Origin of the sequence: Micrococcoides hystricis (assembly GCF_042434215.1) — a bacterium.
Taxonomy (GTDB): Bacteria; Actinomycetota; Actinomycetes; order Actinomycetales; family Micrococcaceae; genus Micrococcoides; species Micrococcoides hystricis.
Genome location: NZ_JBHLUB010000032.1, coordinates 130,118 through 145,032 on the forward strand (window position 1 = coordinate 130,118; position 14,915 = coordinate 145,032).

General features: G+C 62.1%; 12 protein-coding genes. 6 read left to right on the forward strand and 6 right to left on the reverse strand.

Features of this window, described 5'->3' with window-relative positions; genetic code table 11:
* The first annotated feature begins 19 nt into the window (after positions 1-19).
* A complete protein-coding gene (locus ACFFFR_RS10915; RefSeq protein WP_377460391.1) occupies positions 20-1,738 on the forward strand; it encodes an HNH endonuclease signature motif containing protein in 1,719 nt (572 codons plus the stop codon).
* A 136-nt stretch (positions 1,739-1,874) separates the two neighbouring features.
* Here ACFFFR_RS10915 and ACFFFR_RS10920 read toward each other — a convergent pair whose 3' ends face one another.
* Both ACFFFR_RS10920 and aceE read right to left on the reverse strand, forming a co-directional pair.
* Positions 1,875-3,515 carry a nucleobase:cation symporter-2 family protein gene (locus ACFFFR_RS10920; RefSeq protein WP_377460393.1) on the reverse strand — a complete coding sequence of 547 codons (1,641 nt, stop codon included), beginning with the start codon at positions 3,513-3,515 and terminating at the stop codon, positions 1,875-1,877.
* A gap of 215 nt (positions 3,516-3,730) precedes the next feature.
* Positions 3,731-6,427, reverse strand: coding sequence for a pyruvate dehydrogenase (acetyl-transferring), homodimeric type (gene aceE / locus ACFFFR_RS10925; RefSeq protein WP_377460395.1), 2,697 nt, complete (start codon positions 6,425-6,427; stop codon positions 3,731-3,733).
* A 59-nt stretch (positions 6,428-6,486) separates the two neighbouring features.
* Here aceE and ACFFFR_RS10930 point away from each other — a divergent pair, with 59 nt between their 5' ends.
* Positions 6,487-7,269, forward strand: coding sequence for an SDR family oxidoreductase (locus tag ACFFFR_RS10930; RefSeq protein ID WP_377460397.1), 783 nt, complete (start codon positions 6,487-6,489; stop codon positions 7,267-7,269).
* 129 nt (positions 7,270-7,398) lie between these two features.
* On the opposite strand, the gene pucL is transcribed toward ACFFFR_RS10930, so the two are convergent.
* The 3 genes from pucL to uraD all read right to left on the reverse strand — a co-directional run bounded on the left by pucL (position 7,399) and on the right by uraD (position 9,200).
* Positions 7,399-8,298 carry a factor-independent urate hydroxylase gene (gene pucL / locus ACFFFR_RS10935; protein WP_377460399.1) on the reverse strand — a complete coding sequence of 300 codons (900 nt, stop codon included), beginning with the start codon at positions 8,296-8,298 and terminating at the stop codon, positions 7,399-7,401.
* Positions 8,299-8,373: 75 nt separating this feature from the next.
* The gene (gene uraH, locus ACFFFR_RS10940; RefSeq protein WP_377460401.1) at positions 8,374-8,709 is read right to left on the reverse strand and encodes a hydroxyisourate hydrolase; all 336 of its coding nucleotides are present in this window, start codon (positions 8,707-8,709) and stop codon (positions 8,374-8,376) included.
* Complete coding sequence (uraD, locus tag ACFFFR_RS10945) at positions 8,706-9,200, reverse strand: 2-oxo-4-hydroxy-4-carboxy-5-ureidoimidazoline decarboxylase (protein WP_377460403.1); 495 nt, start codon at positions 9,198-9,200, stop codon at positions 8,706-8,708. Before uraD ends, uraH begins: the two co-directional genes overlap by 4 nt.
* Before the next feature lie 368 nt (positions 9,201-9,568).
* On the opposite strand from uraD, the gene ACFFFR_RS10950 reads away from it, so the two are divergent.
* The 4 genes from ACFFFR_RS10950 to ACFFFR_RS10965 all read left to right on the forward strand — a co-directional run bounded on the left by ACFFFR_RS10950 (position 9,569) and on the right by ACFFFR_RS10965 (position 14,653).
* Positions 9,569-10,090, forward strand: coding sequence for a type 1 glutamine amidotransferase domain-containing protein (locus tag ACFFFR_RS10950; RefSeq protein ID WP_377460405.1), 522 nt, complete (start codon positions 9,569-9,571; stop codon positions 10,088-10,090).
* Between the two features lie 151 nt (positions 10,091-10,241).
* The gene (locus tag ACFFFR_RS10955; protein ID WP_377460407.1) at positions 10,242-11,996 is read left to right on the forward strand and encodes an FMN-binding glutamate synthase family protein; all 1,755 of its coding nucleotides are present in this window, start codon (positions 10,242-10,244) and stop codon (positions 11,994-11,996) included.
* Positions 11,997-12,117: 121 nt separating this feature from the next.
* A complete protein-coding gene (locus ACFFFR_RS10960) occupies positions 12,118-13,368 on the forward strand; it encodes an MFS transporter (protein ID WP_377460409.1) in 1,251 nt (416 codons plus the stop codon).
* Positions 13,369-13,378: 10 nt separating this feature from the next.
* Entirely contained in the window at positions 13,379-14,653 is a 1,275-nt protein-coding gene (locus ACFFFR_RS10965) for an MFS transporter (RefSeq protein WP_377460411.1), read from the forward strand.
* A 10-nt stretch (positions 14,654-14,663) separates the two neighbouring features.
* Here the strand turns inward: ACFFFR_RS10965 and ACFFFR_RS10970 are convergent, their stop codons facing one another.
* Positions 14,664-14,912, reverse strand: coding sequence for a hypothetical protein (locus ACFFFR_RS10970; protein ID WP_377460412.1), 249 nt, complete (start codon positions 14,910-14,912; stop codon positions 14,664-14,666).
* Positions 14,913-14,915: the final 3 nt, after the last annotated feature.

Sequence of the window (14,915 nt, forward strand, 5' to 3'; positions counted from 1 at the left end):
GAAGAGGAAGGAGGCGGCGATGACGACGGCACAACCGCACAACGGCCATCACACTCATCCACACCTAGATGACCAGTTGCGCGATTCGCTCACCGCGGTCATCGCCGCCCGGGGCCAACAACCCCAGACCCCAAGGTGGAAGAACGAGCACAACGAGCTGCTACGCCGCTACCTCGCCGCTGCCCACTTCGAGGAGAGCTTCTTCGCCCTGCTGACCTTCGCGCAGCAGGACCGTCCCACACTCACCGCGGCAGAACTCAGTGCCGAGTTTTTCGTGCGCATCGACGAGGGCAAGATCTTACGCCGGGCCAGCGTCGAATACGCGCACGCCCATCGCATCGAACCGCAGCGGGCTAGGCACCTGCTCCTGCTGGCGGTCAATCTGCACCACTTCGGCCAGCAAATCCTGCACCAACTTCGTACCGGCCAGATCAGCGTGACCGCAGCCGAATTGGCCGCCAGCAAACTCAACTCCATCCCTGAACCCAGTCCTAAGAAGCAGCACAACGGAGAACCGTGGGACCCTGGGGCCTACGAGGACGCCCGGCAGAAGGCGCAAGAAGCTAAACGCAAACTCGGTGAGGGCCTTGCCGATCTGGCCGAGGCTACAACCTCCGAGGGCGACTACAAGACCAAAGCAAACCAGCTCCGGGACGAACACCACCCGGAACCCGCTCACATCCGGCACGCCAAAGCTGTCCAGAAGCGCTATGTGCGTACCCGTCCGGCCCCAGATGGGATGGCCCACCTCGAGGCCTACCTGCCGGCAGCCGACGTCATACTCATCGTCCGCACGCTCAAAGCGATTGCGGACCGGCACCGCGCCGAAGGCCTGGCCAAGAACCGTACCGGGCAGCAGCTCTTCGCCGATGTCGCCGTCGATCTGCTCTTGGCCGCTCGTGGACTCGCCGACGCCGGGAGTTCCGACGCAGCCTCCGCCGATCGGAACGGAATCGCCCATCCTGCAGGACCGGAACCACCGGTCTCTTCGGCAAGCCCACACACAGCCCAAGCGGGTTCTGCACGACACAGGCAAACCATCGCCCCGATCCAACCCAAACTGTTTCTCTCGGTCACCTTGGCCGAGTGGATCAACCTTGGCGGCTACCTCAACACTGAACGCATGGGCTACCTGAAACAGCATTACCCGCAGCTCTACAGCCAAGCCGAGCGAAACAGGATCCACTACACCACACCCGTCGCCCAACGAACCCGGAACTACCCCGAGGGCCTGCTTGAATCGGGCGCCCGCGCCCACGCCATCGGGTCCGGTCAACAACTGGACACAGCAGCCTCGGCCCAACTCACGGCACAGGCCGCCATGGTGAGCCTGCTGTTGACCGACCCGGCCACCGGCTACCCGCTCGGCACCGGCAAACGCGTCCACCGGGCCAGTGTCCAAGTGACCGAGCTGGTGACCGTCAGGGATCAAACCTGCCGCTACCCAGGCTGCCAGCAACCTGCCTTGGACTGCGAGCTGGACCATGTTGATGAGTTCTCTTCCGGGGGTCGCACCGGGTATGAAAACACGATCCGGCTCTGCCGCACCCACCACGGTGGCAAGAGTGCCGACTGGTGGAGCGTCATCCCGGCACCCGAGCGCGGCGACGGCGCACTCTGTTTCACCGACCCGGACACCGGTAACAAGCACTACTCCCAACCACCACTGCCACTGGATGAAAAAGCCTGGCGGCAGTACCGCACAGAACTCGATGCCGCGAACCCGCCGCCGTTCTAGCCTGTACCTGCAAAAGATCACATGGGAGATCAAAAGAACCCGTTAAACACCCGGTGGGGACCACAGTCGAAACTGTGATCCCCACCGGGTACGGCGTTTAGGTACTTACGAACCCTCTAGGTTTAGAGGTTCTGCCTTACGCTTTTGGGTCTTGCTCGTCAGTCTTGGCCTCGCGGGCTTCCTGTTGAGCCTCGTATTCGTCCATCGTGACGCAGCCATCCGGATCGTCAACCTTACAGATCATCACAATCTGGGAGGTATCGGTGATCTCACCGGCGTCGATCTTCTGGCGAACTTCGTCAACCTTGGAAGCTGGAACGATTGGAATTTCGTTACCTTCCTTATCAACCAGCTTGCCGTCGACGAAGGTGTCGCCTTCTTCCAGGGCGTGCAGGTTGTCAGGGGAGAGGAAGCGGATCGGACGTGCCGCGAACACGGACTGGTTCTCGGTGTTGCCAACCTTGATCTCGTTGAAGACGATGTTCAAGATCACGGCCATGATGGCTGCGGAGGAAATACCGGATTCGAAGATGGTGCCGAACCAGGCTGGGAAGTTGTCGTACACGGCCGGGATGACCACTGGCAGCATACCGAAGCCGACGGAGACCGCAACGATCACTAGGTTCATGTTGCCTTCGAACTTCACCTTGGCCAAGGAGCGGATACCGGAAGCGGCAACCGTACCGAACAGGACGATACCTGCACCACCCAGAACTGGGGATGGGATGGCCGCAACGATGGCGCCCAGGCCTGGCAGCAGACCCAGAACCAGCATGATCACGCCACCGGCGGTGACCACAAAGCGGGACTTGATGCCGGAGATCGCAACCAGACCAACGTTCTGCGCGAAAGCGGACTGGGTGAAGGAGTTGAACACCGGAGCCAGTGCGGAGGAGAGCATGTCGGCGCGCAGACCGTCAGCAATACGGCGGGAGTCGACTGGGGTGTCGATGATTTCGCCAACAGCAATGATGTCAGCGGTGGTTTCCGTCATGATGTCCAGCACAACGATGGTCATGGACAGGATGGCGGCGATGTCGAAGGTCGGCATGCCGAAGGCGAATGGGGTTGGGATCGCAACTGGTGCGGTGTCAGCCAAGTTCGGCATGGTGACCATGCCCATGAAGGCGGCGACGACGGTGCCGACGACGATACCCAGCAGGATGGACAGGCGGGAGATCGCGGCGGAGCCAACCTTGCTCAGGGCCATGATCAGGACCAGGGTGCCCAGTGCCAACAGGATGTTGGTGAGGGAGCCGTGGCCTTCTTCACCGGCCGGTGGGCCCATGATCCAGCGGCCAGCCACTGGGATGAGGGACAGACCGATACAGGTGATGATGGTACCGGTGACCACAGGTGGGAAGAAGCGAATGACCTTCGCGAAGAACGGTGCGGCCAAGAAGCCCAAGATCGATGCGCCAATGACAGCGCCGAAGACGGTGGACAGGTCCCCGCCGCCGTTGAGGATAGCCAACATGGTGGCTACGCCGGCGAAGGACACACCCTGAACGAGTGGAAGCTTAGCGCCCAGGAACGGTGCGCCCCAGGACTGCAGGATGGTGGCCAGACCACCGATGAACAGACCGGAGGTCACCAGCAGAGCAGTCTGCTCAGGTGCCAGGCCGGCTGCGTTACCGATGATGATAGGGACGGCGATGATGCCGCCGTACATGGTTAGAACGTGCTGGAGACCGAACGCTGCGGCCTTGCCGACAGGGAGGCGCTCGTCCTCAGGGCGAGTTGAGACCTTTGGCTCAACTACTGCTGCCTTGCTCATTGATCCTCTTTCCGCGTCAGCCCCTGCCCACCGTTTTCGGTGGGCTCTTGAGGGGCTAACGGCAGTGATTCGTGGTGCCGACGCATCACATGGTTTGAGAGTTTTTTCGGAGGTGATGAATAATCTGTGTTTTCACTATGTGGAAACTTTTTTTCATCGCTGCATTATGTAACTCACATCACACCACTCTCGTCAAGTGTTAATTGTGATTTAACTTACAGACCGTACTTTTCACGTGCCTGAGCAGGAACCGACGCGTCGATCTTGCCCTCTGCAGCCAACATTTCCAGTGCACGAACCGTCATGGACTCGGCGTCAATGCGGAAGAACCGGCGTGCGGCGGCACGGGTGTCGGAGAAGCCGAAGCCGTCCGCACCCAAGGTCGCCATTGGCGCGTTGATGTACTGGCGCAGCAGATCCGGCTGCGTGGACTCGAAGTCGCTGGTAGCGATGACTGGCGCCGGGTTTTCACCCAACACCTGCGTCACGTACGGCACGCGCTGGGTGGATGGGTCGCGGAAGCGCTCGGCTTCAGCGGCTAAACCGTCGCGGCGCAGCTCGGTCCAGGAGGTCACGGAGTAGACGTTGGCCGCCATATTCCAGTCCTCGGCCAGCTTCTGCTGCGCGTCCAGCGCCCATGGCACGCCAACACCGGAGGAAAGCAGGTTGACCTCTGGGCGGCCTTCTGTGCCCTCCAGCGGGCCAGCCAGCTTGTAGATGCCCTTCAGGATGCCTTCCACGTCCACGTCCTCGCCCTGCGCCGGGTGGCTGATGGGCTCGTTGTAGACGGTCAGGTAGTACATGACGTTGCGTTCTGACTCTGGCCGGTCGTCGTCGCCGTACATCTCTTCTAAGCCCGCACGCATGATGTGCGCGATTTCGTACCCGAATGCCGGGTCATAAATCTTCATGGCCGGGTTGGTGGCGGCGATGACGGTCGAGTGCCCGTCAGCGTGCTGCAGGCCTTCACCGGTCAGGGTGGTGCGGCCGGCGGTCGCGCCGATGATGAACCCGCGGGTCAGCTGGTCAGCTGCGGCCCAGAAGTTATCGCCGGTGCGCTGGAAGCCGAACATTGAGTAGAACACGTAGATCGGCACCATCGGCTCGCCGTGGGTGGCGTAGGAGGTGCCGGCTGCGGTCAGGGCGGCTACGGAGCCGGCCTCGTTGATGCCCGGGTGCAGCAGCTGGCCCTGCGGGGACTCCTTGTAGGCCAGCATGAGTTCGCGGTCTACCGCGGTGTAGTTTTGACCGGCAGGGTTGTAGATCTTGGCGGTCGGGAAGAACGCGTCCATACCGAAGGTGCGGGACTCATCCGGCACGATCGGCACAATGCGGTTACCGAACTTCTTGTCCCGCATCAGGTCCTTCAGCAGCCGGACAAACGCCATGGTGGTGGCGGCCTGCTGCTTGCCGGAGCCCTTCAACGCCTGCGCGTAGACCTTGTCGCCGGGCAGCTCCACCTGGGTGTGCTCGTGCCGGCGTTCGGGCAGGAATCCGCCCAGTTCCTTACGGCGCTGGAGCATGTACTTGATCTCCGGCGCATCTGGGCCCGGGTGGTAGTACGGGGTGTTGTACGGATCAGCTTCAATCTGCTCATCGGTCACCGGAACCTGCAGGCGATCGCGGAATGCCTTCACGTCATCGACGGTCAGCGACTTCATCTGGTGGGTCGCGTTGCGGCCTTCGAAGTTCGGGCCGAGGGCGTAACCCTTGACGGTCTGGGCCAGGATCACGGTTGGCTTACCGCGCATGCCCGCTGGCAGGTTGGTGGCCTTGTGGTAGGCGGCGTAGACCTTGCGGTAGTCGTGGCCACCGCGGCGCAGGTTCCAGATCTCGTCGTCGCTCATGCCCTCAACCATGGCCTTGGTGGCGGGGGAGCGGCCGAAGAAGTGGTTGCGGATGAAGCCGCCGGACTCAGCCTTGTAGGTCTGGTAGTCACCATCGAGGGTTTCGTTCATGATCCGGACCAAGTCGCCGGTCACGTCTTCTTCCAGCAGTGGGTCCCACTGGCGGCCCCACAGCACCTTGATGACGTTCCAGCCGGCGCCGGTGAAGAACGCCTCCAGCTCCTGAACGATCTTGCCGTTACCGCGGACCGGGCCGTCCAAGCGCTGCAGGTTACAGTTCACGACGAAGGTCAGGTTATCCAGGCCCTCGTTGGCGGCCAGCTGCAGGGCGCCACGTGATTCTGGTTCATCCATCTCACCATCGCCCAAAAACGCCCACACGTGTTGCTGCGAGGTGTCCTTGATGCCGCGGTTCTGCAGGTAGCGGTTGAACTGGGCCTGGTAGATCGCGTTCAGCGGGCCGATGCCCATGGACACGGTCGGGAACTGCCAGAATTCTGGCATCAACCGTGGGTGCGGGTAGGAGGACAGCGCGTGGCCTTCCTTGGACTTCTCCTGGCGGAAGCCGTCCAAGTCCTCCTCGGTCAGCCGGCCTTCCATGAAAGCGCGGGCGTACATGCCGGGGGAGGCGTGGCCCTGGAAGAAGACCTGGTCGCCGCCGCCTGGGTGGTCCTTGCCGCGGAAGAAGTGGTTGAACCCGACTTCGTACAGGGTGGAGGCACCAGCGTAGGTGGAGATGTGTCCGCCGACGCCGATCTCCGGGCGCTGTGCCCGGTGCACCAGCATGGCCGCGTTCCAGCGGATCCACGCGCGGTAGCGTTTCTCCAACGCCTCATCGCCCGGGTATTCCGGTTCCCGGTCGGCGGCGATGGTGTTCACGTAATCCGTGGTGGTCACCTTGGGGATCTGCACCGACTGGGATGCGGCGCGGGACCAGATGGTGTCAAAAATCTCGCTGGCGCGCTCGGTGCCGTGGGTGGCGACGAGGCCGTCCCAGGATTCGAGCCATTCCGCGGTCTCTTCAGGATCGCGGTCGAAGCGAGTTTGCGGTTCTAGGATGGACACCGGACGATACTCCTTTAGTGTGAAGGTAACTAACCAACCCCGTAGATATGAGGTCAATTATGAGAGTTGCGCTGATTACTGGTGCGGGCAGCGGGATCGGCCGCGCCGTTGCCCATCAGCTGCTGGCGGATGGCTGGACCGTGGTCCTGACCGGCCGCCGGGGGCAGGCTTTGGAACAAACCTTGGCGTCCGCGCCGACTGGTGCGGTAGCCACATCCGCCACCGCCACCGCTGTTGAGCACAGCAGTGTGGTGGCCGCGGATCTGACGACCGAACAGGGGATCGAAGCCGTCTTCGCGCACATCAAGGACCGTTACGGTCGGCTGGACCTGTTGTTCAACAACGCCGGCAGCTTTGGGCCGACGGCGCGCATCGATGAGTACCCGGTGGCGGAGTTCGACGCGGTGCTGGATGTGAACATCAAGGCCGCGTTCCGCTGCGCTCAAGAGGCGTTCGCGCTGATGTCTGCGCAGGAGCCTGCTGGCGGGCGGATCATCAACAACGGGTCCATCTCCGCGCAGATCCCACGCCCCCATTCGGTGGGGTATGCGGTCTCCAAGCACGCGATGACTGGTTTGACGAAAGCTATTGAATTAGATGGTCGGCCGTTGGGTATTACGGCCACCCAGATTGATATTGGGAACGCTGCGACCGAACTGCTGGCTGATACCGGTTCCACCACCGGTGCGCTCCAGGCCGATGGCCGGAAGGTGGTGGAGCCGATGTTCGACGTCGCCCACGCCGCAAAGCTCATCGCGGCGGTGGCCAACGCGGACGCCTCGGTCACCATCAATCACCTGACGGTCACGGCCCAAGGCATGCCATATGCGGGCCGGGGTTAACCTGACCCGCCGCTGAACGACCAGCCGTAGAAATGGTCTAGATATGCGGAAAAAGCTGGCCACGAACCCAAGAGCACGTGGCCAGCTTTTTACCGTTAATAGCTAAGTGTTAGCGTTCACCAGCCAGCCTTAGATGAAGGCTGCGATACCAACCCAAGCTTCTTCTTCAGAAGCGGCACCTTCGCGAGCGATGGTGGCTTCGATCAGACCGTATGGGCGATCTGCTGCGTAGAAGACCTCGTTCGGGTTCTCCAGGCCGCAGAAGGACAGGTCGGAGACGAAGTGGTGCTTGTTCGGGCAGGAGAACTTAATCTCATCGATCTCTGGCACTGCGGAGATGACGGCTTCACCGATCTGGTAAAGGGTCTGCTGCAGCGATGGGGAGTGACCTTCGGTGAAGGTGGTCAGGATGATTTCCTTCACCTTGTTGTAGGTCGCATCGAAGTCGATGTCGGTGGTGTTGTAGCGCCAGCGGGTAGCGATGTCGGTCGCCAAGATGCGATCGTCAGTCTCTTCCAGCGTGGTGTACTTATCCTTCGGGTAACCCTTGAACCCGGAGCCGGTGGACTTCATGACGGTCAGGTCGTAGAAGCCGGAGATCACGGTGTTCTTGTCGCCTTCGCGGACCAGCACAGCGGTGCGGATCTCTGGGGCGGCGCGGTAGAAGGTGTGATCGTGATCGTTAATGCGGGCCCAGCCGTATTCTTCGGCTGCCCAGCGGCCACCGGTCACCCAGTCAAAGTTCTTGGTGAAGTGGTCACCGAGGTTCAGCAGGAAGTTCTCTGGGGACTTCACGCCGTGTTCCTTGGCGAAGGCGAAGACGGTGTTCTTCTGGGTGTCGGTTGGGACGACGTGAGCGTTGTCGCCATCGGTGTGAGCGGCTTCGAAGTCGCCACGGAGCTGAGAGGTGACGTTCAGGTCGCGAATCTCGTGACGATCGGTGTCACGGTAGACGCGCACAACGCGGTTTTCAGCCTTACCGAACTGGTTCTTGGTCAGTACAACTTTGCTCTTAGTTTCCACGCTCATTGCGTTTCTCCTTTTCTGGGATCCTTTTTGTCCTTGCGGTTGCCGTCAATCGAAGATGATCGCGCGACTCCTGGGTCAGCTTCCGCGGTAGGTGGAGTAAGCGAACGGGCTCAGCAGCAGCGGGATGTGGTAGTGCTCTTGGCCGGCTTCAACCGTGAACTCGATGGTTGCACGTGGGTAGAAGCTTGCCTTCTGCTGGCCAGCGAAGTAATCGCCTACGCCAAAGGTGATCCGGTATTCTCCGGCTTCCAGGGTCTGTGGGCCCAGTTCGGGCACGCGGCCATCCTCGTTGGTGACCGCACGGGCGATTTCCTCGCCCTTGGCATCTGCCAGTACAACTTCTACACCGGTGGCAGGCTTGCCAATGGTGGAGTCCAATACGTGGGCAGTGATAAAGCTCTTGTGGCTCATGAGAAAAGTCCTTCTAGTCGTACGACGGCGATTTGGCGGAGCTGGTCAGCGCATTCTGCTGACTCTTCCTCGGCAGTGTTGTTCATGCGGCGCTCAAGTTCGGACAGCACTTCTTCTTTGCTGCGGCCAGCGGCACGAATCAAGAAGACCTGATCGAACTTCTCCTCGTAGGCGGCGTTGCCCTTGGCGAGCTTCTCGGCGGTGTCACCGCTGAGGTCGCCGAGGCCGGACTGCTCGGCACGGGAGAGTGTAGCTTCTTTGTGTTCACCCTCGGCGCGTTCGCCGATGCGTGGGTGGTGGGAAAGCGCCTGGTCAACTTCGGCGGGAGTGAGTGGGTTGGCGGCACGGTTGGCGGCGGCGACCAGATCGTCCATCGAGTTGAATGGACGGGCGGCGGCCAGCTCGGCGCACCAGCGCTCGATGTCGAGGCATGGCTTCAATGCGGCGATGGCGTCTGCCTCGCTGGCTGCATTAAAGTCGGAGAGCTGCACTTGTCGATCCTTTGTTTCTAAGTTTCATATGGTGGAATATGTTTTCCACTTACATACAAGTGAACTGTCTCACAGCGGAAATGTCAACCCCCAAATGTTCACATTCTGGAAACTTTGGGACTCTTTCTCTCAAAACCCTTGAAATCATGGTGGAGTCGCTGGTGAAAAATTTTCCGCACAGCTGGCCTACTCGATGTTCATTAAGGGCTAGTGGCTGTTCTGTTTATCTTTTCAAGCGTTCTCCCGCTGTGCTAGGGACTCTCGCAAGCGACTCGGCGCGCTTGCTGGCGGGGGTAATGGTTTAGCGCTCGGCGGATTGGAGGGCCTGCCCGGTTGACCCGCACCCAAGAGCGTTAAAGAGTGGAAGTATGACTTTGCGCAATAAAAACATCGTGATCCTCACCTCTGACCTCTTCGAAGAGTCCGAGGTCCTCTACCCGCAGATCCGACTCAAGGGCGAAGGCGCTGACGTGAAAGTCCTTAGCCCCACCGGCGACAGTGTCAAAGGCAAGAACGGTTTCGCTGCCCTTCCCGTCGATGGGGCCATCAAGGATGTGTCCATTGAAGATGTCGACGCCGTCGTGGTTCCGGGCGGCTTCGCCCCGGATAAGGTCCGCCAAGACGAGGCCGCCATCGAGCTGGTCAAGGCCGCCGATGCGGCGGGCAAGCCGGTGGCGTTCATTTGCCACGGCCTCTGGGTCGGCGTGACCGCCGACATCCTGCAGGGCCGCACCGCAACCGCCGTCGGCGTCATCCGTCCAGAGGTCGAAGGCGCCGGTGCGACCTGGTCTGATGATCACGTGGTGGTGGACAAGAACTTGGTCACCGCCCAGATCCCACGGGACCTTGAGGAGTGGATGAAGAAGTTCATTGACGTCGCCAAGGCCTAGCGCTTAGCGAGGTTCGATTCCATAGTTTTTCGCCGGACAGGAGACGTGCGGGTTACGCGATTATGAACGAAGTGCTTCATAACTGCGGATAAAACCCCACATCTGTCCGGCGAAACTTCTGTGATGCCGGTTACTGGGTTACGCTCAAGTCATGGTTGCATTCTTTCTGCTGATCGGGATCCTGCTGCTGGTTTTCGGGATCGGCTTCGCCTACTTGACGGGGCCATGGGCCTTCGTCGTCCTCGGGGTCATCGTCGTCGGATTGCTCGGGGTGCTGATCTACGACCTCACGCAGCGCAAACACGCGATTCTGCGGAACTATCCGATCATCGGGCACATCCGCTACATGCTGGAATCGATTCGGCCGGAGATGCAGCAGTACTTCATTGAGCGCAACTACGACGGCCGGCCGTTTGACCGGGACACCCGGTCGATGGTGTACGCCCGCGCCAAGGGCCAGGACGACCACAAGGCGTTCGGTACCGAGCGGGACATTCGAGCGCTCGGCTACGAGTACTTCCTGCAGTCTGCCGCGCCGGTCGCGCCACCGGAGAACCCGCCGAAGGTCACCATCGGTGGCCCGGATTGTCGCCAACCGTACAAGATTTCCCTGCTCAACATCTCTTCCATGAGCTTCGGCGCCCTGTCCGACAATGCGGTGCTTGCGATGAACAAGGGTGCCGCGATGGGCGGTTTCGTGCACGAGACCGGCGAGGGTGGCATTACCAAGTACCACTTGGAATACGGGGCGGACCTGTTCTGGGAGATCGGCTCGGGCTACTTTGGCTGCCGCAATGACGATGGCACCTTCAGCCCGGAACGTTTTGCCGAGAAGGCCCAGTGGCCGCAGGTCAAGGGCATCCTGATCAAGGTTTCTCAGGGTGCCAAACCGGGACTGGGTGGCGTGCTGCCCGGCGCCAAGGTGACCCCGGCGATCGCCGAGGCGCGTGAGGTGCCGGTGGGGGAGGACTGCATTTCCCCGGCCTCGCACTCCGCCTTCACTACCCCGCGCGAGCTGATGGAATTCGTGGCCCAGCTGCGCGAGCTGTCCAACGGTAAACCGGTCGGCTACAAGTTCTGTGTTGGCTCCCGCGTGGATGTGCTGGCCATGTGTAAGGCCATGCTGGAAACCGGCATCACACCGGACTTCATCATCATCGATGGCGCCGAGGGTGGCACCGGTGCGGCCCCGCTGGAGTACGAAGACACCGTGGGCGCCCCGCTGACCGAAGGGCTGATGGTGGTGCACAACGCGCTAGTGGGTGCCGGACTGCGCTCGCGGATCAAACTGGGGGTCGCCGGCAAGATCGCCCTCGGCTCCGACATCGTCAAACGGCTGATTCAGGGCGCGGATTTCGCCATGAGCGCCCGCGCGATGATGATGGCCACCGGCTGTATCCAAGCCCAGAAGTGCCACACCAACGAATGCCCGGTGGGTGTTGCGACCCAGAACCCGCGCCTGGTGCGTGCCCTCGACGTCGAGGACAAGGGCAACCGGGTGTACAACTACCACAAGCTCACGGTCAAGGAAGCGGTGCAGCTGATGGCCTCCATGGGGGTGGATGACACCCGCAAGTTGAACCCGCGGATGCTGCGCCGTCGAGTCGATCATCTCGGTACCCGCTCGTACGCGTCCATGTTTGCGTGGTTGCGTCCGGGACAGCTGCTCGAGGACCCACCGAAGACGTGGGCCTTGGACTGGCGGGACGCCTCCGCGGACGCGTTCGGGCTGGCAGATCTTGATCCGTTCCCGCACCTGCGCGAATACGAGAACGCTTCCGGCAGCAGCAAGAACAGCCATGCGGTGCACCCGATGTATTACCCGGAGCGCGACGACGAGCAGGACTCCGTGAAGACCGAAGCCAAAGCCTCCGACGCCCCGCGCCCGGAGGGCCAGCCCGGCTAAACCATGGCTGCCGCGTCCGGACCACGGCTACAGCCCAACTGAAGCACGGCATCAATATTGCTGAGCTGCGCGCTGCCATCCGGCCGCGCCGCCGAGGTGAGCTGGCCGCTAGGATAGGGCTATGACTTCTGCCCCACTGCGGCAACCGCCGAAAACTCTCATGGTGGTGCTGCTGCTCACCATGGGCGTGGGCCCGTTGTTGAACTACGGACTCTCGGCGACCTCGGATGAGCTGCTGCGCCGGTTCTCCATCACCGAAAGCCAATTCGGCCTGCTGGCCACCACCTTGTTCGTCTCCGCGACCATCGTGTCCATGCTGCTGGGCAAACTGGCCGACGTGCTCAGCATCCGCCACCAGTTGATCCTGAACTTTGGGGGCACCGGGGTGGCCATGCTGTTGGCCGGTTTCGCCAACGAGTACTGGATCCTGTTGATCGCGATGGCGTTGGCCGGGCCGATGCAGGTGATCGCCAACCCGACCACCAACCGGGTGATCTACGAACTTGTCCCGGTGGGACAGCGCCCGTCCTGGATCGGGGTGAAGCAGTCCGGCGTGCAGCTGACGCAGCTGATGGCGGGACTGTACTTCCCGGCCGTGACCCTGTGGTTGGGCTGGCCCGTGGCCGCAGTTGGCGCGGCCGTGTTCATCTTCGCCAGCCTGTGGTGGTCGATCACCCAGTTGCCACCGGAGGACCCCACCGACTGGGCCAAAGTGCGCCGCGCCTTACTCTTCGGCCGCAGCGGGGTCAACTCTCGGGCGGTCGAACGGCTGCCGCTGGGAGTCTGGATTCTGGCCGTTGTGGCCATGTTCGGCGGCGTCGGGATGCAAGCCACCAACCTGTACCTTCCGCTATATACGGTGCGGGAACTGGATTTCTCCCTCGTTCTCGGGGGTTTGAGCGCCGGTATTGCGGGCATCATCGGGGTCATGAGCCGCATCTACTGGGGCCGGCTTCTCAGCCGCGGCAAGCCTGCCTCCACCCTGATCATGCTGACCACCGGCGGCGGCATCCTGGGTATCGCCTCCCTCATGCTGGCCGGGGACTTCGGCCAAGTCTGGCTGCTGTGGCTGGGCGTGGCCCTGTACGGCCTGACGGTGCTGGGCACCAACGTGATCGTGAACGCGGCGACACTGTCCATGGTGGACGCCTCCCGCGTCGGCGCGGCCTCCGGCATCACCACGATGGGGATGTACGCCGGTTTCGCCATCGGGCCGTTGCTGGCCGGGCTGCTGCTGGAAGCCACCGGAAACTTCCACGCCTCCTGGCTCAGCGTCATCGCGGCCTACGCCATCTGTTTTGGACTGGCGGTCACCCTCTACGTGCACCTGCGCCGGCAGCGACCAAACGCAGCGGCCCGCTCGGACTCGTGAGCGCCGCTTCGTGAATACCGGAACTCCCCAGAAAACTGAGCCCACCGGCCCGCGGACCAGCTGGAACTGGCTGTGGCTGCTGTGCCTAGTAGCCCTGTTTAACCAGGTGGTCATGAACATGGCCCGCCCGGTGACCAGCTACAAACTGATCGCGCTGGGCTTCGATGAGGCCACCATCGGGTTGATTGCCGCCGCCTACGCCACCGTGCCGTTGTTTGTGGCGCTGCCGCTGGGCCGGTGGATCGACCGGGCCGGGAACATCCGCGTGTTGGTGTCGGCCGGTATGGTGATCATGGCCGGCGGCATGGCCCTGCTGGGTGCCAGCGAGCAGTTGGTCTTTCTGGCGCTCGCGTTCACCACGCTCGGGTTGGGGCAGTTGGTTTTCACCATCGCCGGTCAGGCCGCGGTAGCCCGGTACACCCCGGCGTCGAAACTGGATGCCGGTTTCGGCTGGTTCACGGCCGCGTTCTCTGGCGGGCAGCTGTTGGGGCCCCTCGTCGCCGGTGCGGTGTTGGGCGCGGAACAAAATCTACCCCGGGATGTGCTGCTGCAGCGGGCGGACCAAGCACTATGGCTGGCGCTGATCTTGTCCGTCATCGCGGTTCCGCTGGTCTTTCTGCCGGTGCGTTGGGTGCTTCCGCGCAGCTCCACCTCGGCGGGTAAGGCGGCCAGCGAGGCGAAGGCGACCCTGCTGGGTGTCGTGCGGTTGCCGGCGGTGGGTTCGCACTTGTTCGCCGCCCTGACGTTGCTGGCCATCTTGGATATTTTGACGGCCTTCTTGCCGCTGGTGGGCGAGCACTTCGGGGTGTCCCCGCAGTGGATCGGTGTGCTGCTGGCCCTGCGCGGGGCGGCTTCCATCACCTCCCGGTTCTTGCTGCCGACTTTGAGCCGGCACTTCCGGCGCGAACACCTGATTGTGGCGAGCCTGCTGATCTCCTCGGTGGCAATATCGGCCTCGGCCATGCTGGTCCAGCACAAGGTTCTGGCCGCGGCGCTGATGATCATCGGTGGATTCTTCCTCGGGCTCGGCCAGCCCATCACCATGACCCTGATAACCCAAACCGTGCCCAGCAACTGGCGCTCGACCGCGTTGGCGGTCCGGCTCCTGGGAAACCGTGCCGGTCAAGTGGTGGTCCCGCTGCTGGCCGGACTGGTCGCCGGACCTGCGGGTCCGGCCGGAGCCGTCCTCTTGGCGTGCGGGTTGCTGGCCGCCTCGGGCATTGAAAAAACGGTTCGGCTCTCCGCCACCGGTAAAGGTAAGCAGAGCGCCGAACCGCCTCAGTGAGACAGCAGCCTCATTCGGACTGCGTCTTCGAATCGTTTTCCTCCAGCCACGCGACCGTCTCCTCGTCCTCGAGTTCCTCAGAAGAGATGTCGTCGTAGAGGTAGTTGTGCTTGCGCAGCGGATCAATCTGGTTCATGGACTCCGGGGAGTCCGAGGAACCTTCATAGGGGGTGCCATCACGCCCGTCTTCCGGGTCGGTCAGGTCTTCGTTGAGCTCGTCATCGAGCTGGTAGTCCGCATCCTCTGGTTGCGTGCTCATGCT